This is a genomic window from Butyricicoccus sp. AM78-15b2TA (genome assembly GCF_027665985.1).
GTDB classification, from domain to species: Bacteria; Bacillota; Clostridia; order Oscillospirales; family Butyricicoccaceae; genus Agathobaculum; species Agathobaculum butyriciproducens.
Map to the genome: position 1 here is coordinate 57678 of NZ_JAQEHY010000013.1, position 23442 is coordinate 81119.

A 23442-nucleotide genomic window follows, 5' to 3' on the forward strand; every position below is an offset into this window, starting at 1 on the left:
CAGGCCCTGCTCCTTGGAAAATGAGCAGATTCATTTTTTATCATCATGCCAGGTATGACCGCCCAAAAGATCAGGCATACTGTAGCAAAGGGGGCCTGCGTATGAGAAAACCAAGCCGCGAGGCTTTGACGAAACGAATCTGGTTTGATTACTTCAATGAGGTCCTTCGCAAACAAAACCTCATTGATTGGAACACCTATCAGAAAATCAAGTTGTCTATCCAACAATAAGAAGCTGTTGATTGCATAAGCTCAAGTCAAAACCACCAGCTAAGCTGGCTGTCAGCATGTCCAGACACCCGGTCATTGTGCCCCATTTTTCCCCGTTTCAGCATCCCTCACCACTCATTTTTCCCGTTTACAAACGAAAAAGCCCAGCTTTCGCTGGACTTTTTCGACAGACTGGGGCATCCAAAAGGGTGCCCTTTTTCATTTCTGCAGGCCATGTACAGCCCACTCTGCTTCTGCCCTGTTCGTATCTAGGATACTCAACTGGCACTTCGATTTGCAGGATGCATGGATCTGGGCGCTTTACTCCCCATCCACAGGCTTGCCAACCATGTATACCCAGCCATGAGGAGGACAGACAGAATATGTCCAGTACCCGATGACCACACCGTCAAAGGGAGCAATGACCCGATCCACTTCCTCTCCGAACAGGTTCGTAATGATGGAAAGCGTGTCGCCCTTACGCACAGAATCCATTGCCTTCTTCACAGGCACATGAATCCCGCCGTTGCGGTTATAGATATAATCAATGTCATAGTGGTGTACGCCCTCATTGGCGGGCACGCTGCCCTCCAGAATCCCCAGCAGGGTCATCACATTGCGAATTCCGGTCTCCAACATCTGCTTGTGCTCATCCCGCTGATACATGCGGGTGCACTGTCCGCCGATCTCGGGTGTAATGCAGGGAATGCCCATCTGATAGGCATACTCATCCTCAATTCCGCTGTTCTCCGCGTAGCGGGTGTTCTTCCACAAGACCTTAAAGCCAAAGCACTGGGCCATTTCACGGGACTTATACGCCACAGGAGACTCCTCTCCGCAGTACAGCACAACAGGCTCCAGATACTCGCTGTTGCCGCCGCCGTGGATGCAGATCACCGCGTCAGCCTTCTTGATGATGTTCTCACAGTACCAGCTGCACACATAAGCCGTCATGGGGCCGGTTCCGCCCGGATAGATGCGATTCAGATCCTGGGGCACAAAGTCCAAGGTATTATAGCGCTTCATTTCGGCAAAGGCCTCTGCATTCAGGGCAGGGATTCCAATGAAGCTTCCCTTCATCTTGGATACATCCAGCCCCTCAAAGGTCTTGATAATTCCCTCAGTACCCTCATACTCGTCGCCGTGGTTGCAGGCATCCACCACCAACGTGGGACCGTCCTGGGCGCCCACCGCCAGCATAATGGGAATATTCACCCATGAACCGTTGGCCCGCTGGGCCAAATGAATAAAACCATATTCCTTGGTGCCCTTCTTTTGGAGTGCCTGGGTAAGATCAAACGATTCGTCATACTCTTTGATATTGGTCTGCATAATCCATATCCCCTTTCTCTATCATACCACACTGTCCGCGTCGCTGTTCAGTGCTTGGACAATGCTTGTGCACTCAGATACAAAGCGGTTCACCTGCCGGCGGAAGGCTGTCCGCCAATACAAAAATTCCTGAGGTGGCAGGTCGTTGCGGTGCTTGCCCCTGACCAGCTGCAGACCGGGCAGCAGGCCCACTGCAAATGTGTTGTCAAAGTGATATTCATCACAGGCACTGCACAGCAGTCTCGTCAGCCGGCCTCCTGCCTCCTTCGCCTGTCTGTCACTGGAAAAGCAGATACGCCCGGCACAGGCCTTGTCCAGCTCCTCCAGTGCCCGTTCTACAGGAGCGAAATCAAAGTCATCGCCGCAATGGGTCCGGATGTCTGCCACAGTATCTCTCATTTGCGACAGACACCCTGCCGCGTCAAAGGGAAGATGCGCTTCATCAGCAAACTCTTTTACCAGCTCCACCAGCACCCGTGTATCCCTCATCAGAAGCTGGGGGTCCACCTTATCCATGGTATCCTCCACGGAATGCCACCACCAGCCTCCGCCGCTGCCTGCACAGTGCCAGCGGCCACGGTTGGGCGGCGCCTGATAAAAGTCAAAGGACACCTGGATGGGAATGCGCGGCCCGAAAAATGACAGGTCTGATCCCCGCCCCAGCGGGCGGATCACCACCTCAGCCTGCCCGGTGCACCGACGCAGGATATCCCCAAGGGTATCCCCTGCCACACCGGACGTGGAAAACCCGATCTCCTGCGCTCCCATACAGCCGGGAGAGTCCATGTTGACCAGCGCCACACAACGGGCATCCAGGTCCTCAAACTGCTCATCGCAGTACCAAGTGCTCCCGGCATACCGTCCGTTGGAGTGGGCCGGCCACCACGCGATTTTGACACCCCGCCGCAGCTGCTTCTGGGACAGTACCCGTGCCAGTTCCAACACAGCGGCATTCCCGGTGGCATTATCCGTCACACCATAATCCCAGGAGTCATAGTGGCTGCCCACCAGCACATACTCCGGCGTTTCACCGGCCAGCTCGGCTACAGGGATCTGAAGACGCACACATCCACACTGCAGTACGCTGCGCACCGTCGCGGTACGGCTGCAGGCTCCAGGCGTCAGCAAGGGCAGTATGGATTCTCTGTCACAGCTTCTCAGGCCCACCACCGGAAAATCAGGATAGGTTTTTCCGTTTTCAGGCTCCGCGGTGCCCCACACAGGGCTGACCGTCTCGTAGTGAAGCACAGGCTCCTCGCTGGTCCACAGATGGATCAGGCCCTTTACACCGTATCCCCGCAGCTTTTGAACATAGTCCTCATAAAAATTGTCCCCAATCACGATGCAGCCCCGCGCCCCCGCGTACCAATCCTGCTCCTGTCTGGGCTTCATCTGGTCGTGGGCATGGACATCATAAAACAAGGGGGCGGTCACTCCGTCCGGACAATGGGCGGAGAAGGAACGGGGAAGGGCTTCAAAGGTCTGATCCATCCCCTCTACAGTAACTGACGCTTCTATAGGAGTGGAGACATATCCGTCACACTCATACACGCGGCATGGAATGCCCCATTCCTGCAGCTTCTTGATCAGATAGCCGCAGGCACGGTGCTCATCTTCCGAACCGCCGATGCGCTTCAGCCCGGAAAACACATCCAGTGTCTCCATCAGGCATTCCCGTGAGAGTTCTTCCATTCCTCAATTCTCCTTTTGGTGCGCAAGGAAACACTGGTACACATCCTGCCAGGCAGCCTCATCCGTCACAAGGCGGAAGGCAGCCAGTGCACAGCACACAGCACCGTCATAGATGCCCTGATGAGCCCGCGCCTCTTTCCCGGTCTTTACCCATGCGTCCGTGTGAGGAGGATCATCTGTCTCGATGGTCTTTACCCGCAGGCAGCAGCTGGGCAGCCGGTGGGTCACCGCGCCGAAATCGGTAGAACCGCAGTCCTTCCGGGGCGGAGCAATTCCGTCACACGCAAATTTTTCTGCACACTCCATCAGCAGCGCACCCATGGCATCATTGATGGTGGTGTTGTAAATATGCGCCACAGGGGTAATTTGTACCTGTGTCTGGGTAGCCATGGCAGCAGCCTGGGCAATCTCCCGGGTCCACTGCTCCACGCTCTCCAGATACGCCATGGAGGAGTGGCGGATCTCTACCTTAACCTTGGCAAAATCGGGCACGGAGTTGACTGCCGTCCCCCCAGCCAGCACAATATTGCTCACCCGGCTGGAATCCTTGAGGTGATTGCGCATGAGCCCAAGCCCTGTCTGCAGCATGGTCACCGCATCCACTGCGCTGCGCCCAGCATAAGGCGCAATACCCGCGTGGGCGGTTTTGCCGTGAAATTCCACATCCATCTCGATCAGAGCCAGAGAGGGCGTCTCCAGCTGGGTCAATGTGCTGCCGTGCACCATGAAGGCCACATCAATATGGTCAAACCCGCCGTGGGCGGCCATCTCGTTTTTGCCTCCGTCCAGCGACTCCTCGCTGGGCGTCCCGATCACATGGATCTCAAAGGGCTGGTCCGAAGACTCCAGCACTCCCCGCAGGGCCATTGCCGCGCCGATCATGGCAGGGGTCTGCATATGGTGGGCGCAGCCATGTCCCTGGCCCCGCAGCGCATCATATTCCCCTAAAAATCCTACTGCGCGCCCTCCGGCAGCCCGCCCTCCCTTGCGGCGGTACACGGCACAAAAAGCCGTATCCAGCCCGGCGTAGGGAATGGTTACTTCAAAATCGTGGGCTCGCAGCCACTTTGTCAGCGCAGCTGAGGAGCGGTACTCCTCATAGCCCGGCTCGGCGTAATCAAAAATTTCGTCGCTCAGCGCGCACAGCTGCGGCATCAGCTCTGAAACGATATTCGCAATTTGCTTCTGAATTTCTTCCATGGCATGTCCCATCCTATATCTTTGAAATTTATAATATCCTGCCGTCGCGCCATGCAGTTGCGGCGGCCAGCTCTAAACGGATCAGTAACCGATCACCACAGCCAAAGCCAGGAAGGCCATAGAAACCAGGCTGAGCAAAATCACCAGCTTAATGACGTACTTCAGCCACACGGAATAGGGAATCTTGGACGCAGCCAAAAATCCCAGCATGGTGGACGAAGTGGGGTAGATGGCATTGGTCAGGCCGTCACCCAGCTGGAAGGCCAGCACAGTGCTCTGGCGGGTCAGGCCCACCAGATCGCCCACAGGCGCCATGATCGGCATGGTGGCTGCCGCCTGGCCCGTACCAGAGTTGATGGGCAGGTTGATGATGTTCTGCACCAGGAACATACCGATGATCTTTACCGAGCTGGGCAGTGCCACAATCGCATTGGCCAAGGCATTGATAATGGTATCAATGATCATGCCGTCCACCATAACGGTATTGATCGTACCGGCCACTCCCACAATCATCGCACCGAAGGTGATATTGGCCATGCCCTGCACATACAGATCGCAGATCTTGTTGCCGCTGAACCCGGCCAGAATACCGCATACCACACCCAGCACCAAAAACAAAGTAGCCATTTCGGTGATAAACCATCCCAAGTAGGCCACGCCGTAAATCAAAACGGCAAGCGCGATGACAACGGCCAGAAGGATCAGCTTGTGCCGTCCGGTCACTTCAATCGCAGATACATCCACATCCTCCAGGTTGGAATCCTCGTTCCCCATCAGGTTCTTGGAGGGATTCTTCTTTACCTTCTCCGCGTAATGAATAATATACAGGCTGGTCGCAACAATAAACGCCACCAGGATAATCCAGCGATACCAGGCTCCGGAGAACATGGGAGTCACACCCGCGATGGACTGAGCCACACCCACATTAAAGGGATTATAGATGCCCGCCGTAAAGCCCACGATGGAGCCCATGGCGATCATGGCTGTACCTGTGATGGTATCATAGCCCACTGCCTTGGCCACTGCAATCCCAATAGGCACAAACACCAGAACCTCCACAGACATTCCCATGGTGAAGCCGCCTACGGCAAAGACCGTAATGAAGATGGGGATGAGCAGCTTTTCTTTTCCCGCAAACATCTTGCCCAGTTTGGCACAAAAGGCGGTGATCATCCCTGTCTGCATAATCAGCTCAAAGGCGCCGCCGATGATGAAAATAAAGAAGATGATCTCGTTTACGCTGGAGCTGCCCAGAGTTCTCACAAAAGCCATGGGGATTTCCAGCGGTGAAACCGGTGACGATTCCACCTGAGTGTATGTACCCGGTACAATCAGCATACGGCCGCTGGCATCCTCCTGGCGCTCAAACTGGCCGGCAGGAATCACGTAGGTCAGCAGGCAGACAACCAACACGATCAGAAACAGAATAATGTACGTGTGGGGCATCTGGATGCCTTTTTTCTTTTTCGACGTTTCAATGGACATTCTTCTCTGCACTCCTCACAATCAAGTGTCTAATAATTATACATTTATTTTTTTCTTTATGCAAGGGCAAATCGAGATTTATCGAGGAATCTGAATTTATCGTAAAAAACTCCCTTGAGCCGCCAGCGGCTCAAGGGAGTCTATGGATGTTTTGACCACTGTATCCACAAAAACTGATTAAAGTTCCAGCCCATTCCACGCTTCTGTCAGCCGACACAGCCGTTACAGAAGCGTGTGTGCTGCTGAAGTTTCCACTGGGCAGGCTGACACGGGCATAGCGGCCATCCCAAATTCAGTGTAAACTCCTCAGCTTGGAAGCGCGCAAAGTTTATCTGCAGCCACAGCAGATTCATCCCGCTGCCGCCTTCTCCTATACGATGTTCCCCCTCACAGACTGAGGGTACAGATGTAACGGATGGGTCGAATATGTCCTGCAACCGTGCGGTCTATGCGCCGATAATTCATAGTTCGTATGGGCACCATCTTCTTAATAGTGAGCATAACCTCCTGCATTTTTCGCTCCCGATCCAGTTCTGCTTGCTCTTGTTTTCGACGAGCCTCAACGGCAGCATAATCGGTGAACAGATCCATCTGCTCAAATTCGCCCTCTCTGGTCATCGCCTCACTCTCTGAAATCACCCGACCCGCAACGATGTTAAGTCGCCGCACCATGAGGTCGGTATTCACAATACGATCAAAGAGCGCTGTAGCTGCCCCCATGATTTTCTTTGTAGAGGAGGTATAATCGTTCAGGCGCTCGGTTCCATGGGCGTGCTTTGGAACCTCGCGGCCATAGTGATCCTTGACTATTGGGCCATGATAACGATTTCGCCGTGCCGGATCAGTTAGGTTCTCAATGTCATAGCCGACCGTCAGAACAATCTGGTCGGTCATCAGCTTCTTACTCACCAAATCCAGTGCCAGTTGCTCTGCCATTTCTCTCAGCACCAACCGAGCCCTTTCTGCGGAATACGGGCAATGCAGGACCTGACCGGAACCAAGGCTGTTTTCACTGGGATGATATGCCTTAACCGCTTGGATGGTACAGGGTTCCCAGCCCCACGAATGGTCAATCAACAACTCAGCGTTTTTCCCAAAGAGCTGGTAAAGAAGATCCTCATTGCATACCGACATTCGCGCAACATCGCCCATGGTAAACATTCCGTGTGCCTCTAACTTCTTGGCGTATCCACGTCCAACCCGCCAGAAATCGGTGAGTGGCTGGTGCGACCACATGGTTTGACGGTAGGTCATCTCATCCAGCTCTGCGATGCGCACGCCGTTCTCATCCGCAGGGATATGTTTTGCCAAGATATCCATTGCGACTTTACATAAATAAAGATTCGTACCAATACCTGCGGTGGCTGTAATTCCGGTATTCTCGATCACATCTAGGATAATTTTCATTGCAAGTTCTCTGGGGGTAAGTTTGTAGGTGGATAGATAATCGCCAAGCTGGACTAGAGCATATTATAGAGAATTCTACGGGCAATAACAATAAAATTTTCGCTGATTTAAGTTATGAAATGCGATTGAATTGTGAAGATTTGAACCGAATTGCTGATGTTCGTGTATATGTCAATGATGTGCTTGAGTCCTCTGTTTACAATAATGGACGAATTTATTTTCCTAGTCGAGGGATAAGCAATAGACGAATTTTTCTAGATTGTTATGGGTTTGCGGAGTTGTCTATTACGCTTATATTAGTAGATGGACAAGAATGTACGCTGAATTCAGAGTATTTACCGATTTTGGTGCGACGAGAGGAACTTAATAATTCGGTAGAAGCAATGGCTAGATTTGTTTATAATAATCAAGAATGGCTTTTGTTAAATGGAGAACTCAAACCGAAAAAACCATCTGGGCTTAAAGAGAATGGGTACCGTAGTCTTGCGACACAGATTTTGTTAGCAGAAGAGATTGCAGCTATATATGAGAGTAGTTATGGATATTTCAAAGCTAATAGCAGATTCAAGTTGAAAAAGATGTCTGTAATTGAGAGACTAGAGCGAATACAATATGTGACGCAGGGAACGCTGTCATATACAGCAACGCATCCAGAGTACTTGCGGCAAGTAAATAGTACGCAAGGTATATTTATTGGAAATCGTGTGTATCAACCACAGAAAACAGAAACTGTTCAAAATACACGCTCATATGATATATATGAGAATAGAGTGATTTTAGCATTTCTAAGGAATATGATTGATTCGGTACAATCTTTGCAAGGATATTGCTGTAATCTATTAAGTAAAATCCCCAATGATGAAGATTATAGCTCAGAGTACATTTATTCATCATTTTTTATGTTTTCTGAAACAAGAAAAATGATAGAAGATGGAAAGACTCAGTTGGAGAAATTGTCTGAAAAATTTACATATTTATGGGGAATGTATAGTGATATTCTTCGTATCCCCCTAGATCAACATATAGTACCCCCTAGACCGACTGCAATTTTTCTCTCCGTTCCACAATATAATCGAATATTCGTTAGAATTCATCAATGGTTTAGTTTTGGAATATATAATTTTTCTAAAGAACATTTTATGCTCTCCTTTATTAAAATTTCAGCTTTGTATGAAAGTTATCTTTTGGCGAAATTCCTTTGCTATTTCAGAGATAGAGGGTATTCATTGGAGTCTTCTAGACGTTGCGTATATCCGGTATCAAAACGATGGAAATACAAAAATACTTCTGTACGAAATACATTTGTATTAAAAAATGGTCAGAAAAGGATTACTTTATATTATCAGCCTGTAATTTTTGATACAGATCAGCGCTCTGTAAATGGTATCGGGTTGTATAGAAATAATTCTATATCTGTGTATGCGGGTAATGAAGATGACTGTAGGCAAGGCGGTCATTACTATGTGCCAGATTTTCTGATTAAAATTGAAGAAAATGGCGATTCCCAATATATGATCGTAGATGCAAAATTTAGTGATTATAGTAGTGTACGACGCTATTATGTAAAAGATTTGGTGTTTAAGTATTTATTTTCAATTAGTCCAATCGAGGAAAATGAATTAGTATGCGGTCTTTGTATTATGTATGGTAAATGCAAGTCTAAGGAACGACTGCAAACAGCATATGATAAGCAAATATTAGGCACTGAAATCTATCCATTTATAGAAATATTCCCCTTAATAGAAGGAATAGATTCTGCAGGACAGTATGAAAAGATGGATCGATTGCTGAAGAAATTACTATAAGATTTAGGCAAAAAAATAAAGCTGCCCGCTCGGGCAGCTTTATTTCTCTCTCAAAAGAACTGGATCGGTTGACGCAGCGGCGGCTCCATATTATACATATTCGCCATCGTCTGCATCGCGGTCCACTTCTGGTCGGTCAGCACATGGGCATAGGTATCCAGCGTAAATCCAACAGAATAATGTCCCAGCAGAACCGAGAGCGTTTTCGCATCCATGCCCTGCTCCATTGCACGGGTAGCAAAGGTATGCCGCAGTGCGTGAAAGTTGTAATTCGGCAGATTGGCCGCAGCCAGCATCTTCTGGTAATATTCGCGCATGAGGCGCGGCTCGACATAGAGACCGTTCTCCTGCGTAGCAATCAGGCCGCTGTCGAAGTAGGCAGTGCCCAGTGCGGCGGCATCCTGCATCTGCACGGTTCGCCAGTTCTGGAGGTCCATCACCAGATCAGGCAGCATAGGGATACTGCGGATGCTGTTCTGCGATTTCGGTGTCTGCGTAACGATTTCGGTTTTGCTATCGGCCTCGTCATCATCATAGCGCTGTAAGCGATTGAGCGTCTGGTTGACATGAAGCATATTCGTATAGAAATCAATATCACACCAACGCAGGCCGACTACCTCACCCAATCGTAAGCCAGTTACCAAAGTCATCCGCACGAATACGCCATATCGGAACTGATAACTTGCCTGCATCAAGCGGGCCTGCTGTTCGCGGGTCAGAACCTCAATATGCGGTTTGATGAGCGGCGGCAGGCTTACGCTGCCGGACGGATTGGAGAGAATCAGTCCCTCGGATTGTGCCTGTGCAAGAGCCTTATGTAAGCACATATTCAGATTGGAAATGGTTTTGGGAGATAAGTTCTCCTGCTCCTGTTTGTAGTTGTAGAATATCTGGAGCGTACGCGGGGTCAACTCTTTCAGCTTGATAGTGCCGAGCGACGGTTTGAAATGCTTGCGGACATAGGTTTCATAGCTCTTATAGGTGGACTGCTTGAGCGTGTGCTGCATATAAGTCGTCAGCCAGTTATCCAGCCACTCGCCTACGGTCGTATTGTTCTGTAAATACTGCGGTGTCTGTACCATAGCGACACTCAAAGCGTGTTGTATATCAACAGCTTCATCAAGTGTATCGGCGTACTTGGAAATACGAGTCGATTTACCGGTTTCCATATCTCGGCCGGAGATACGGACTTCGTAGCGCCCATTCGGTTTCTGGCGGATACTGCCCTCACCGTTGTGACGCTTTTTCTTATTCTTCTTATTGTTGTTCATCTGTAATGCCTCCGATGCGGTTTTACTGATGAGTTCGGATCGGGTTAGAATTTGATTTTAAGGTGAAATGGTTCTGTGCTATAATGGAAATCAATAGATGACAGAAACGGTGATACAGATGGAAAAGACCACAGGCGAATTGATGGATATTCTGCGCAGCAAGCCAGATGCAGCAGCCTTTGTTCAGGAGAACGCTGACGAGTTGCAGAATAAAACCGTACCGGAGCTATTAGCGGACCTGCTGGAACGTAAACAGCTGACAAGAGCGGCAGTAATCCGTGCGGCAGGCTTGGCGCGTACCTATGGCTACCAGCTTTTCGACGGTACTTATACACCGACACGGGACAAGCTGATACAGCTTGCGTTTGGCTTTCAGCTTACGGTAGAGGAAACGCAGGCGCTTCTCAAAGCCGCAGGCCATGCTGTGCTGTACCCGCGAAACGCGCGTGATGTGGTCATTATAGAGTGTCTGTACCAGCGATGCGGCATCATTGCGTGCAATACCAAATTGGAGGCACAGAACCAGCCGTTGTTAGAGTGAGCGCAGGCTGCGATACAGCGTTGCCTTTTTCACCCCAGTCAGCTCCTCAATCTCCCGAACGGTATACTGCTTGGTGTGATAGAGCTTAACCGCTTGCTTGACCTTCTGCGCGTTAGTGCGCGGTCTGCCGCCGATGTGGCCGCGTGCTCTGGCGGCATCCAAACCCTCCTTGGTGCGCTCTGCAATCACGTCACGCTCGAACTGCGCGACGGCGCTCATTAGCGTAAACAGCAGCTTTCCCGCCGGTGTGGAGGTGTCGATCTGCTCTTTCAGGCTGACCAGATGCACGCCACGTTCGTGGAACAGCTCCACCAGTTCGATCAAGTCCTTCGTGCTGCGGCCCAAGCGGGACAGGCTCTCAATTACTACCGTATCGCCCTCCATCATGCGCTCTAGCAGTTTGTTCAGTTCCGGACGGTCGCGTTTGGTGCCCGTCATTTTCTCATTGAAAATGTAGTCCACGCCGTACTGCGACAGCATATCGAGCTGCCGCGCAAGGTTCTGCTGTTCGGTGCTGACACGGGCATAGCCGAATTTATAGTGCTTCATATCGTCCTCCTGTTGCAAAAATCTTCGTTTATGAAACAAAAAAATTTGCCCTCGGAATGTGGTATTCCGAGGGCAATTTTTGTTCCAAAACTCGTTTCAAAATCAATGTGCCGAAAGTCAGGCGTTTTTGAAACTACACATCATCGGTCAGATCGAGCAGTTCGTCCAATGCTTCCAGCACTTCACCGAGTACCCAGATTACACTAAATAATCCCATGTTGTTCGTCCTCCCCTCTTAGTATGCGTATAACAGCTCTCCGGTCATTTCGTGCAGCAGAGTCGGATCGTAGAGCATCTCCTCGATTTCCTCCTCTGAACAGCCGTAGTCGAGCAATACCTGAATTTCATCCGCCGTTATGCCGAACACTTTCGCCACGCTGAACAGATCATCGTAGTTCGCAGTCGTGTCCTCATAGTAATCGCGGTAATATGGATAGCGTCGCCACCAATGCGCATAGCTGGTTTTCGGCATAAAGCTGCCGGAAGTGATACGTCCCGCTCGGTCGATCTTCAAAATCTCGCCCTCCTTTGGCTCCAGAATGTCAGAGGGTGCGGTCAGCTTTAACTTCTTGCTGGTCTTGCACAGGATTTCCTGTGTGGAAGCGTAGAGCAGGTAGCCGTCGTAAAACATGATGCACAGCGGGTTATCGCCAACCACAAACCAGATAGCATCGTCCTTATCCAGCACCGTAAACACAAAAGAACCCTCGACCTTTTCAGCCATATTTTTGAGGCTGTCAAAGTCGAGGGTTTTGTTTTTCTCTAAGAGCTGGACGGCAATGTAGCTGTCGGTCTCAACGCTCGTTTGCGGAAGATTTTCGTTCAAACGTAATTCGCGATCGTTCCAAAGTACGCCATTATGCGCGAGAGCAAAGCTACTGCCGTCAACATGACCAAGGAACGGATGGTTATTCTGGTTAAACTGCGCATTGCCCTGTGTTGTCATGCGGGTATGGCCCATAATGGTATTCACGCCGTTCGGAATATGAATCTTCATCTTCCGAGCGGGAATCGGACGTTTGTAGATACGCAGGCGGTCGTTGAAGTTATAGGCGATGCCGGTTGCATCCGTGCCGCGCACCTGACACTCTCTGGCAAGGGTATTCAGAATTTTGTTCTTTGTGTGAGTGCTCAGGCACTCCGTAAAGTCGATTAAGCCAAACAGACTGCACATACTCATTCCTCCTCGCTTGCGGTGACAGGTTCGTTGACATACAGGCGGCGTTCCTTAAGATACTGGATAAGTTCCGGCTCCTTGATTTCGTCGAGGAAGTCAAACCAGCTCATGTCCTGCACCTGATAATCGGACAAAGCAACAGCCACCTCGACAAGATGGTTGACCATCTGCAAAGTGGCTTTCAGTGTGTTTAATTTCAAAGTTCCGCGGAACATACGGATTTCTACGGTGTCAGAGTTCGTAAGATTGACCGCTGTATAGCGCCCAGCGCAGGAGTTCTTCGCGTGGCTCATCTGCTCGGACGGCGTAAGGCGAATACCGTACCGAGCCGCCCAGCGGTTCATCTGGCTCTGCGTACGGCGGCTGAACCGCAGAAGCTCAGCCCAGAATTTCTCTGCAAAGTAGAGCAGGCGGGCGATTGCGGCCTCCTGCTGCTCATAAGTACAGCCAAACGCCAGACGCGAGATGTGAACGTGCAGTCCGCAAGTGCCGGCGGCATGGCTCAGATAGCCCATGCTCTGCGCTTTGCGAAGAACCTGCTCCCATGGCATTTCATTCAGGTGGTACTCCAGCGTCATGGGATGCGTGACAAGTTCCAAGCCTTCATCCAGACTGCCATCCGTTTTGATATACAGGTTTTCGGCGTTTGCATTGGCAATGTCGAGCAGCTTTTGCGCGTTGCTGTTAACCGTGCCGCCCTCGTCAATTTCCAGCTCTACACCAAAATGCCGCAGGCCCTTGCCGTGGAACACAAGGTCGGGCGTATAGTTGTAGTCGTGAATCGCGCCTTCGTGCTCGTCCCAGCAATCCGAGCAATAGGAATGATCGTCATCATCGAAGTAGGCATCATAGCTGCGCAGGATGCAGCCACAGTCGTGGCAGCGGACATAGTGCTCGTCAAAACAGCCCTCGCAGAGCGTGTGGTGATCGTCCTCGACGGCGCTTTCCTGATAGATGCGATCGCCGCAGTGGTCACAGGTTACTGTCAAACGATCTACACAGTCCTCACAGAGCCAGTCGCCCTCTACCTCAAACATCTTGCTGATCGGGTGCTCTGCACCGCAGTTGTCACAAATTCGAGTATCTTTCATTTTTGTTTCCTCCATTCAGTATTTGTTGGGTTGTTGATACTTCATGGAGATAATATATAATTGAAAATACGCTTATTTACGGAAATAGTACAAATCCCCCATTTATGCACACATAAATGGGGGAAATCTTCTGTGTTCCGCGTTCCGCGTTCTGACGGTATACTTTTTACACTTATACTTATTATTACTATTATTCTTAGTATACACTGTGGAAAAAGTATCTATGCGGAACGCAGAACGCGGAACAAATTTATTCTTTAAGAACTATTGGAACTGTTTTTTCGTATATTCATAATTTCTTATCATCATATCACGCAACTGCTCTTTATTGAGCGGATCAGAAGCAATTTCATACAACACCTCAAACAACTCTTCATTGCTAAAAATCAAATCCCAAATGACATGATATTTATGCTCTCCAGCTAATGAAGTTTTTTTATGAAATGTTAATCTGCGCTTAAACTTTTTTTGTTCATCCGGTGTAAGTTGCTCTGGATTATCGGTATATTTCTTTTGCAATTTCCAACACTTAATAAAGTTTTTCTGTTCTTCAAGTTCTGCGTGCGCTATATGATAAAAAATATCAGAATATATTGATTCTACTTTTTCGTTATTCCCTTGAGTATTTACTAAACCATCCTCTTTCTCAATAAATTCTTGAATAGTAACCTGTTCTTTCTTCCTTTGCTCCTCTTTTACCTTATCCGATGGTCGACCTGAAACAATAATAGGCTCAAACAGTAATATATCACTTCTTTCAATAGTATCATCGTTATTCGTACGAACTACACGAGGACAATCTACCTGTCCTCCCAGATATTCAGCACTAACCCCAAATACCTTTGCAGCCCCACGACATATCCATTCAGATTTACTCTTCCCCTGTTCAACCTTCCACAACGACTGCTTCAATGCATCAACCCTTTTCTCCTCTTCCGATAACTCCTTTATCCTCGCCGCAACTTTGTCATTGGAGATATTTTTCTCTTCTCTTAACATCCTGTACCGTTCGCTAAAAGTCTTTGCATCAATCTGTAATTTTGTCGGAACCGCTACTCCTATATTACGCGACTTTGCTTGTAATTCTGGTATTAAACAAGGTTTTCCTTTTTCGTTATTTTCATCAACAGCCGCTTCGCTTTCTGCCGCATCTTGCTTGTTTTCCATCTCGCTGTCATCAATAATCTCATCTGGATTGACAGCATTTTTTCGCTATTCTGACACTTATCGCCCTCACCGTTATCTGCCATTTTCTGCTTTTCTTCTTCATTACCCAGCATAATTTTAGCTTCCTTCAACTTTTAAAAAAATTACCTTTTATGCGAGCACTGTAAACTTTTTGAGCATCACAATTATTACTGTTGCCACTTTATTTTTATCACACGCCGCACACATCCAAAAAAGTTCCAAAAATCATCGTTTTTCGCGTTTTTCACAATTTGCAAACCACATATCACATCATGTAATATATAGCACGAAGAGGCCTCTAACACCAAAACAAGGAGGTATTCCTACGACATCAAACAATTACCCACTGGACAAAAACGGATACGCTATTCCCATCCTCTTTGATGCGATCAACTCCGGAAGCAACAAAGCAATACCCGCCGATTCACCGACAGCATCGCCAGAAGATGTGATGAACAATGTCCTGTCTGCATTTTGTTCCAATTCCTCTGATATTACTATATCACAACAGGAGTGTGCCAACAATACAGACAGTCCCGAGAAGGCTATATCCGTTCCCGCTCTGGCACCAGTTTCCTGTGCACCTGCACAGCAGGCAGCAGTTTCGATTCCACAGAATCAGCCTGCGCCAACGGAAACAGCCGTTTGTCCACCCGTAATAGAGCGTCCCAAAGCGGCTAATGCAGCGACAATAGCCAAACGCATCGCCTCGACCGGTAAAACCCGAATCTATCAAGAGCACGTTTACTGGTACGAGAACGGCTGGTATCACCTGCTGCAAACCGGTGAGCTGCGCCGCCTGATGCGTTCTCTCTGTGCTGATGACATCGAAAAACACAGCAGCAAGCGGGTTTTCGAGGACATCGAAGTCTTCCTGCTCAGCAATTCCAAGCTGCTTGCTGAACCACCAGGCAACCATTCGCTGCTCTGCATCCAGAACGGTATCTATGATATGACAACGAACACCATATCACCGCATACTTCTGCCTGCTTTTTCACGCATTGCCTGAACGTATCGCTGCCTACTCTGTGCCATGGTACGCCGCACTTTGACAATTTCATAGGTTTTATCACCGGAAATGATTACGCTCTGCAAATGCGTATCTGGCAAATGCTCGGCTATATTTTTGCCTGTGATACCGATGGCAAGGTATTCTTCCTGCTGCAAGGTGTCAGCAACAGCGGCAAAAGCGTGCTGCTTGAGTTGCTGCGCTCTATGTTCAATCCCGAAGCTGTGAGTACACTTGATCTTTACCGTCTTGGCGACCGTTTTTCCGGTGCAGCCCTGATTGAAAAGAAGCTCAATATCTGCGGTGATCTTCCTAATCGTACGCTCTCGGCACAGGCCGTTGCAACGCTCAAACAGATCACAGGACGCGATCTTATGACAGTGGAGGAAAAGTATAAGCCGCTTGCAACCATGGCACCAGCGATCAATCTCGTGTTCGCATCGAACTTTCCGATTCGGATGGTCGAAGAAGATACGGCGCAGTTATCCCGCATGGTGGTGATACCTTTTCGGTTCTCTATCCCTACGGAACAGCAGGATCATCTACTCACGCAGAAAATCCTTGCCGAGCGGGACGGCATCTTTCTCCGCGCAATCCACGCATATCACCGTCTGCTTGCGGACAAGTACATTTTTGCAGGACAGGCCCTCGTCGATCAACTGTTATCCCAGTCCTATGCATCGCCTATGTCCGAAAACCAGAATATCGCTGCATTTTTGAATGATTGCTGTATCCTGACCGACGATAACAGCTTTACCTCTACGCAAGACCTGCACGAAGCCTGCATCGCCTATTGCGTGGGACACGACTTGCCGATCATAACTGATCGAACACGCTTTTCGCGCATATTGCGCAGCCAGCTTGCGAATAAAGTCAAGCCGAAAAAAATACGGATCGGTGACAAGACCCACAATGGGTACATCGGAATTAAACTATCGAACCAATAAGGAGAAACAAATTATGGGTAAGCATAAAAATAACTACAAAAGCAAAAATGTCCGCTACTATGTTCTCAAGGGCAGCAATGCCGTTATGATCGCCTACAACTGGGATCAGGCAAACGAATGTTTCCGGAAGTACATCTGCTCTCCTAAACGTCAAATCTCACACTGCTCTTACTTAGACGCACAGCACGATGCGCTGAACCACCTCAGAGAGATTGCACCCGGTCTTCCTATTCCACTCGAACTACCGCTTGGCCGTACTATCACGGTCCGGTCGCTCATGCAGCAGTACTTAGGCAATACGGAGGTCTGATTCTATGGCAGCACAAGTAAAATGTATCACCTTATCCGCCCGTGATCTGGCTGAACTGCTCGGCATAAGCCGTAGCGCTGCCTATGCGCTCTTTCACCGCGAGGATTTCCCAACACTCAAAATAGGCCGCCGCCTGCTTGTAAAACACGATGCACTGATGCAATGGCTCAAAGAGGACGCCGCCAAGCAAAGTGCCTGAATATGCAGCAGAGGGCAAGGTCTAAAACCTTGCCCTCATCTTATCTCACGCACAGCATTTATCCCCAGCTTGTGCAAAACTTGCATAGCTGTGCTATACTATTTACATACAACCGAACTGTATGTGCCGGAAAGGAGTATTTTTCTACTTATGGCACGAAAAAATAAAAAGCGCGAAGCCGGAAGCGGCTCTATTACCAAGCGGAAAGACGGTCGCTGGCAGGGTCAGTATGTGTCCGGATACGATCCGGAAACCGGAAAGCCTCGTCGTCATACCATTTACGGCAAAACGCAGAAAGAGGTCGCAGAGAAACTGCGTGCTGCAACCTCCAGTATTGACAACGGCACCTTTCAGGAACCGCGTAAAATCACGGTAGCCGAATATGCCGCAGAATACATGGCAACTCATGTTGCCACGCTGACCGATTCCACACAGCGCAGTTACGAGAAAAATCTTCGGCTGCATATTCTTCCCGCACTGGGTTCCCGCTGTTTAACCGACCTCACCCACCGCGAGGTACAGCGCTTTGCTTCGTCTTTAAGCGCAGGCGGTAAAGGACTTGCCCCCAAGACTGTACACACCGTATTCGGCACGCTGCACGCCCTGTTGACCGCCGCACAGCGCGATGAGATCTTACAGCGCAATGTTGCTGACTTCTGCTCTCTGCCGCGTGTAACGCAAACCCGCGCCAAAGCGATCACCTCTGCCGAGCTGAATCAGTTTCTCGATCTGATCCGCAAGGACGAATTCTATTATCTGTTCTTCCTCGATATTTTCTCCGGTATGCGCCAGTCCGAAATTCTCGGCTTGCGCTGGGCTGACATTGACTGGGACCGGAACAGCCTTGTTGTACGCAAGCAGCTCCAGCAGAAATGCAAGAAAGGTGATTACAGCTATACGCTCATTGACCCGAAAGAGAACAAGCAGCGGCGTATTATTCTGGCGGAAACGGCTATGCTGACGCTTCAGAAGCAGCGCACCAAGCAGCAGCGTCAACGTTTAGCCGCCGGACCGCTGTGGAACAATCCGTTTGATCTGGTTTTCACCAATGAATTTGGCCGCGCACTCAACCACCAGACCGTATACAAGCACCTCAAGCGTCTGCTGCGTTCCTGCGGTATGGGGGATTATACGTTTCATTCTCTGCGCCACTCATTCGCTACGATTTCGCTGGAAAACGGCGATGATATTAAGACCGTGCAGACGAATTTAGGTCACAGTACAGCTTCGTTTACGCTGAAAACCTACGCTCATGTCAGTGACCAAATGCAGCGCAGCAGTGCCGCCCGTATGGAGGAGCTGATCTCCAGTTTGGGAGCCGTAAATTAGCCCGTTGCTGTCACGATTGCTGTCAAGAAAAATTAAGTCGTTCTAAAAGTTATCATTTTCCATCTATAAATGCAGAAAAGCTGCACTTTTCGTAATAAAAAGTGCAGCTTTCATGGCGGAGACAGAGAGATTTGAACTCTCGCGCCGATTTCTCGACCTACTCCCTTAGCAGGGGAGCCCCTTCACCAGCTTGGGTATGTCTCCATGTCAAGGTATTGAGTTGTGCGCGGAGTTATTCTCGATCGAACCCTCCGCGCGCAATCTCGTGATTGGCGGAACGGGTGGGATTCGAACCCACGCGCCCTTTCGGACAAACGGTTTTCAAGACCGCCTCGTTATGACCACTTCGATACCGTTCCGTATCTTGCCCGATAAGCAAGATATATTTTACACCAGATCCTCGTGTTTGTCAACACATATGTGAACATTTGTTCTCACTTTTTTCTTATCACAATTTCATGCAGAGATGCGACGCTCACCGTGGGAGCAAAGAGGGTAGACACCTGCGGTTTCTACCCTCTTTGAACACCCGTTTCCCTTGGTAGCCTACCTTGGGTGCAGATAGTAGACTGCGTAAGCAGGAAAAGGAGTACGGCAGAGGATTTTTTCTTCCGCGTTGTATCCGCATATTCGCATTTCGCTTACCGTACTGCTACACAGGTCGGCTACTCTACGCAGGCGCGGCACAAGATGAATTGCCTGAAGGGCAAGAGAAGGTACTCTGAAGTATGACAGTGCCGCGCAACTCGTTAGTTTGTGCAGATTATCCATTTCCTGCGGGTATAATCACTGCTCGGTGTTAAATCTCTCCACTCTTAATTCTCCATTCTCCATTTTCAATTCTCAATTTCCAACTCCTCACTCCTAACTCTCCACTCTTAACTCATATTGCCAACAAAAAAAACAGCCGAACCGCAAGGGTTCGTCTGTTTTTGTGCCTTATTTCAGCTTTTCTTCCCATTCTTTTACCTTAAAACCCGGAAGAGCAAAGTCCTCTCCGATGAGCAGCGGGCGCTTGACCAGCATGCCGTCGGTCGCGAGTAGCGCATACTGCTCGTCCTCGGTCATAGCCGGCAGCTTGTCCTTGAGCCCCAGCGCCTTATACTGCAGACCGCTCGTATTAAAGAACCGCTTAAGCGGCAGACCGCTCTTTTCATGCCACGCACGCAGCTCCTGCTCGGTCGGATTGTCCTGCTTGATATCACGCTCGTCAAACGCCACGCCGCGCTCCTGCAGCCACGCCTTCGCCTTCTGGCAGGTCGAGCACTTGGGATAGCATACAAACAGCATTTCGTTGTCCTCCTCTGTTAATCCTCGGCTGCCGTCTGCGCTGCGTCCGAGCGGCACAGGCAGAACAGCTCAGCGGCCAGCATAACGCACGCTGCTGCACCCAGAATGCCGCGCAGCACCATTTTGATCGACCACATGGACGGAATGCCCATCAGCATAGCCAGACCGTAGCCGCCGATATCCGACACCGACATGGTGACCGCCACTGCGGCAAAGAACGCCAGCATAGCCGGAGCCGGCTTACCAAACAGCAGACGCGCCAGCTCATAAAACGCCAGCACAATCATCACATCCGCTACCAGTCCAAAGCCGAACGACGCCAGCTTCGGATCGGTGCAGGTCATGCGGTAGTTGACCAGCAGATGCAGGCAGCTCCAGAACAGCGGTACGAGCGTCATTGCGGCGCTCTTTTCCGTCATCTGTACGCCCTGTGCCTTGGCCAGACCAATCATGCAGCCGCCGGTCAGCACGCCCATGATCGCGTAGACGATCTCCAGAACGCGTGCCCATGCAGCCGCGTCCTGCTCTGCTGTGGTGATGGTCAGATACAGGTAACCCAGACTGCCCGCCGCTACAATCAGTCCCGCAACGACAGCCGCCATGCGGAACAGCGCCTCCTTCGTACCGAGCAGCTGCTCAAACGGTACCTTATTGCGCGTCTTAAGCGGCAGCGCCAGCACAGCATATACGATTGCACTGATAGCGAACAGCGCGATCACGAACCAGATCCATTTATCGCCTGCCGTCGGCAAGCCGGTGCTTACGTCAAAACCGTTCAGCAGGTGCAGCGCGCGCAGCGCAATCCCCGGAACGCACAGCACGACCGCCAGAATCGGCAGAAGCTTCGTTGCTTTCATGTTGTTTCCTCCATTAAGAGATAGTATTAAACGCTACTATTATAGCATACTTGCCGCAAGGCTTCAATACAGCGAATAATTGATATTTGCATATAAAAACAACCGCCTGTTCAAAACAGACGGTTGTTTCGCGCATTGCGCGTGTTCAATAGAATTTGCCGTGCAAATTCCAAAAATCCGGGAGCATGTACCAGCGGAACCATGGTTCCGCGACAGCAATCAGTGCTGGCTTACCTTGGGCATCTGCACCTTTTCCTGTGCATTGAACTCCGTGTTTGCCGGAGTCTGCTTACTCATGCCGAGCTTGAGCAGAATCGGCGTTACCAGCGTAGTAACGATAACGACCAGTACGATCGGCGGGAACATGTGCGGGTCGATCAGACCGGCCTGCTCGCCCTTCTGTGCTACGATCAGTGCAACCTCACCGCGAGATACCATGCCCAGACCGATGGAGAATGCATCATAGGTCTGGAAGCCCATGACGCGGGCACCGAGACCACAGCCGATGATCTTGGTCAGGATTGCAACGATGGTCAGTACCACTGCGAAGATCGCCATGGTGCTGGTCAGACCTTCCAGGTTGGTCTTAATACCGATGGAAGCGAAGAACAGCGGAGAGAACAGCATGTAGCCGAGCACGTTGGTCTTGCTTGCAACGTAGTCACGCGCAGAGGACAGACGGCACATTACGATGCCTGCGAAGTATGCACCGGTGATATCTGCAATACCGAAGTAACGCTCTGCAACGTAGCTCATCAGGAATGCGAATGCTACCGCATAGATTGCAATACGGCGATGATGATGCCACTTCTCCTCCATCTTGAGGAATACGCGGTACATAACGAGACCAACAACCAGTACGAAACCGAAGAACGCAACGATGCGGCCGAGTACCAGAATCGGCTTTACCGACGGGTCAGTCAGTGCGGTCAGAATGGTCAGCACCACGATACCGAGGATATCGTCGATTACAGCCGCGCCGAGGATTGCTGTACCGACTTTACTTTTCAGCTTGCCCATCTCACGCAGGGTCTCAACGGTGATCGAAACCGAGGTAGCGGTCAGAACGACACCGATGAAAGCAGCCTTCAGCATGTTCATCGGGTCGGTCGGATCATTGTCGAACGCCAGATAGCATGCAACACCACCGATCAGCGGCACGATAACACCGATCAGCGCAATAACGAAGGACGCAAAACCGGTGGTTTTCAGCTCGTCCAGATCAGTATCCATACCTGCGTTAAACATCAGGATAATTACACCGATCTCAGCGGCCTTTACCAGAAAATCGGTCTCGCCTACCCAGCCGAGGCAGCTCGGGCCAACCAGCACACCGGCAATCAGTGCACCGACAACCTGCGGCATATGCACGCGCTCCGAAGTAAGGCCGAATACCTTTGTGAACAACATGATGATCGCAATCGTCAACAGAAAGTCATATGACATTGTTCCCACCCTTTCTTAATGTGATAACCTTTTGCATAGAATATTATACTCTTTTTCGCGCAAAGAACCAGCTAAGATTTCAATTTTTGCTCCGTGATTTTGAACGAAATTACCAAACAGCGCATTCAATCTCTGTGCACTCTGCCAGTTTCGCTATTTTCTGACATTATCCAGCAAATCCTTCCGAAATCGCCTGTTATCCCTCTGCGAAGATATGCGTGCGCGCGCCCATGCGTCCGTAAAACACAAATCGGCAGAACGGACCAACCACAAAGATCTGCAGCGGGTACGCCAGCAGGAAGCCTAACTCGTCTAACTTGGATTGTTTTTTATGCCCCGTCTATGCCGCAAGGCAAAAAAAGAACGCCTTGCGAGCATAAGCTTGCAAGGCATTGAAATTTTAGCTTTTCCATTATATCATATTGCACGGAAATTTCAAGTGTTTTTTCTTCGCCTATTCCTATTATATATAGTCGCCGCTTGAGAAGCGAACGAAATGTGCGCTAACGCCGCGCAGGCGCACAAGAGGGGAGACACCTGCGGTTTCCACCCTCTTGTGAATCTCCCCTTTCCCTTAGAGGGTCTGGCACAGACCAGAGACCGGCGACCGCTCCGAAATGGGGGAACGGCAGTCGGGTTACCGTTGCGTGTCTTTCGTGAAATATTCGTAGTTCACAGATAGATTACTGCTACACAGGTGGTTTACTCTACGCAGGCGCGGCATGACCGTGCCGCGCAATTCGTAAGCGCGTTATGATAGACAGCACCTACGAGGATAAATTGTACCAAACGTCTAAATTCGTAGGTGCCGTGCGGTACAACGTGCCAAGGATTTGCGCGGCACTGTCATGCCGCGCCTTGCGTTGATTAACCCGCATGTGTAGCAGAACGGTATCTGACCCTGCGAGCAGGTTGCTCAAGAGGACGGACTCCGAAGGTAGTTCGTCCGTAGCAGAGAAAAAATCCTCTGCCGTCCCCCTATTTCGCAGCGGTCACATGTTGGCAATCTGCGCCGGACTACCAAGCAAGGGAAAGGTAGGAGTCCAAAGAGGAAGGAAAACCGCAGGTTGTCCTTCCTTTTTGCCCCCGCGGCGGGCGCCGCACTCT

Annotated in this window: 19 protein-coding genes, 2 tRNA genes and 1 pseudogene; 6 read left to right on the forward strand and 16 right to left on the reverse strand. The window is 50.1% G+C overall.

Translation table 11 applies throughout. The annotated features are described in order from the left end of the window. Positions 1 to 530 precede the first annotated feature (530 nt). From PGS25_RS11815 to PGS25_RS11835, 5 genes and pseudogenes are all read right to left on the reverse strand, one after another. Positions 531 to 1541, reverse strand: a complete 1011-nt coding sequence (locus PGS25_RS11815) for a succinylglutamate desuccinylase/aspartoacylase family protein (RefSeq protein ID WP_110435970.1) — start codon at positions 1539 to 1541, stop codon at positions 531 to 533. 21 nt (positions 1542 to 1562) lie between these two features. Continuing rightward, the gene (locus tag PGS25_RS11820; RefSeq protein WP_270418825.1) at positions 1563 to 3233 is read right to left on the reverse strand and encodes a M28 family peptidase; all 1671 of its coding nucleotides are present in this window, start codon (positions 3231 to 3233) and stop codon (positions 1563 to 1565) included. A 3-nt stretch (positions 3234 to 3236) separates the two neighbouring features. Further along, the gene (locus PGS25_RS11825) at positions 3237 to 4433 is read right to left on the reverse strand and encodes an amidohydrolase (protein WP_270418827.1); all 1197 of its coding nucleotides are present in this window, start codon (positions 4431 to 4433) and stop codon (positions 3237 to 3239) included. An 81-nt stretch (positions 4434 to 4514) separates the two neighbouring features. Further along, a complete protein-coding gene (locus tag PGS25_RS11830) occupies positions 4515 to 5918 on the reverse strand; it encodes a YfcC family protein (RefSeq protein ID WP_118481135.1) in 1404 nt (467 codons plus the stop codon). Between the two features lie 387 nt (positions 5919 to 6305). Beyond that, positions 6306 to 7367 (reverse strand): annotated as a pseudogene (locus tag PGS25_RS11835) (DinB/UmuC family translesion DNA polymerase); the annotation flags it as partial. 83 nt (positions 7368 to 7450) lie between these two features. Here PGS25_RS11835 and PGS25_RS11840 point away from each other — a divergent pair. Then, positions 7451 to 9130, forward strand: a complete 1680-nt coding sequence (locus PGS25_RS11840) for a hypothetical protein (RefSeq protein ID WP_270418829.1) — start codon at positions 7451 to 7453, stop codon at positions 9128 to 9130. Positions 9131 to 9180: 50 nt separating this feature from the next. On the opposite strand, the gene PGS25_RS11845 is transcribed toward PGS25_RS11840, so the two are convergent. Next, a complete protein-coding gene (locus tag PGS25_RS11845) occupies positions 9181 to 10401 on the reverse strand; it encodes a tyrosine-type recombinase/integrase (RefSeq protein ID WP_270418830.1) in 1221 nt (406 codons plus the stop codon). Between the two features lie 97 nt (positions 10402 to 10498). Here PGS25_RS11845 and PGS25_RS11850 point away from each other — a divergent pair, with 97 nt between their 5' ends. Next, complete coding sequence (locus tag PGS25_RS11850) at positions 10499 to 10942, forward strand: helix-turn-helix transcriptional regulator (protein ID WP_118761730.1); 444 nt, start codon at positions 10499 to 10501, stop codon at positions 10940 to 10942. On the opposite strand, the gene PGS25_RS11855 is transcribed toward PGS25_RS11850, so the two are convergent. From PGS25_RS11855 to PGS25_RS11875, 5 genes are all read right to left on the reverse strand, one after another. Further along, complete coding sequence (locus tag PGS25_RS11855; RefSeq protein WP_270418831.1) at positions 10934 to 11491, reverse strand: recombinase family protein; 558 nt, start codon at positions 11489 to 11491, stop codon at positions 10934 to 10936. The genes PGS25_RS11850 and PGS25_RS11855 overlap by 9 nt on opposite strands. A gap of 235 nt (positions 11492 to 11726) precedes the next feature. After that, a complete protein-coding gene (locus PGS25_RS11860; RefSeq protein WP_270418832.1) occupies positions 11727 to 12665 on the reverse strand; it encodes a class II glutamine amidotransferase in 939 nt (312 codons plus the stop codon). A gap of 2 nt (positions 12666 to 12667) precedes the next feature. Continuing rightward, positions 12668 to 13759 (reverse strand): amidoligase family protein, encoded by a 1092-nt coding sequence (locus PGS25_RS11865; protein WP_270418834.1) that lies wholly within the window; start codon positions 13757 to 13759, stop codon positions 12668 to 12670. 264 nt (positions 13760 to 14023) lie between these two features. Then, a complete protein-coding gene (locus tag PGS25_RS11870) occupies positions 14024 to 14926 on the reverse strand; it encodes a hypothetical protein (RefSeq protein WP_270418835.1) in 903 nt (300 codons plus the stop codon). Continuing rightward, positions 14851 to 15039, reverse strand: a complete 189-nt coding sequence (locus PGS25_RS11875; protein WP_270418837.1) for a hypothetical protein — start codon at positions 15037 to 15039, stop codon at positions 14851 to 14853. Before PGS25_RS11875 ends, PGS25_RS11870 begins: the two co-directional genes overlap by 76 nt. Positions 15040 to 15098: 59 nt before the next feature. Between PGS25_RS11875 and PGS25_RS11880 the strand changes: the two genes are divergently transcribed. The 4 genes from PGS25_RS11880 (at position 15099) to PGS25_RS11895 (ending at position 18742) form a co-directional block, all read left to right on the forward strand. Then, on the forward strand, positions 15099 to 16904 hold the full coding sequence (locus tag PGS25_RS11880; RefSeq protein ID WP_270418839.1) for a DNA primase family protein: 1806 nt from the start codon (positions 15099 to 15101) through the stop codon (positions 16902 to 16904). Positions 16905 to 16917: 13 nt separating this feature from the next. Continuing rightward, the gene (locus PGS25_RS11885) at positions 16918 to 17214 is read left to right on the forward strand and encodes a hypothetical protein (protein ID WP_270418841.1); all 297 of its coding nucleotides are present in this window, start codon (positions 16918 to 16920) and stop codon (positions 17212 to 17214) included. Between the two features lie 4 nt (positions 17215 to 17218). Then, positions 17219 to 17413, forward strand: a complete 195-nt coding sequence (locus PGS25_RS11890; RefSeq protein ID WP_270418842.1) for a helix-turn-helix domain-containing protein — start codon at positions 17219 to 17221, stop codon at positions 17411 to 17413. Positions 17414 to 17563: 150 nt separating this feature from the next. Then, positions 17564 to 18742: a tyrosine-type recombinase/integrase gene (locus tag PGS25_RS11895; RefSeq protein WP_270418844.1), complete on the forward strand. Its 1179-nt coding sequence runs from the start codon at positions 17564 to 17566 to the stop codon at positions 18740 to 18742. 113 nt (positions 18743 to 18855) lie between these two features. Here the strand turns inward: PGS25_RS11895 and PGS25_RS11900 are convergent. The 5 genes from PGS25_RS11900 to PGS25_RS11920 all read right to left on the reverse strand — a co-directional run bounded on the left by PGS25_RS11900 (position 18856) and on the right by PGS25_RS11920 (position 22335). Next, a tRNA-Ser gene (locus PGS25_RS11900) sits at positions 18856 to 18946 on the reverse strand. A 66-nt stretch (positions 18947 to 19012) separates the two neighbouring features. After that, positions 19013 to 19101: transfer RNA gene (locus PGS25_RS11905), tRNA-Ser, on the reverse strand. 580 nt (positions 19102 to 19681) lie between these two features. After that, positions 19682 to 20032: an arsenate reductase family protein gene (locus PGS25_RS11910; RefSeq protein WP_118729629.1), complete on the reverse strand. Its 351-nt coding sequence runs from the start codon at positions 20030 to 20032 to the stop codon at positions 19682 to 19684. 17 nt (positions 20033 to 20049) lie between these two features. Next, positions 20050 to 20889 (reverse strand): hypothetical protein, encoded by an 840-nt coding sequence (locus PGS25_RS11915; RefSeq protein ID WP_270418846.1) that lies wholly within the window; start codon positions 20887 to 20889, stop codon positions 20050 to 20052. A 219-nt stretch (positions 20890 to 21108) separates the two neighbouring features. Beyond that, positions 21109 to 22335, reverse strand: coding sequence for a cation:proton antiporter (locus PGS25_RS11920; protein WP_270418847.1), 1227 nt, complete (start codon positions 22333 to 22335; stop codon positions 21109 to 21111). Positions 22336 to 23442: the final 1107 nt, after the last annotated feature.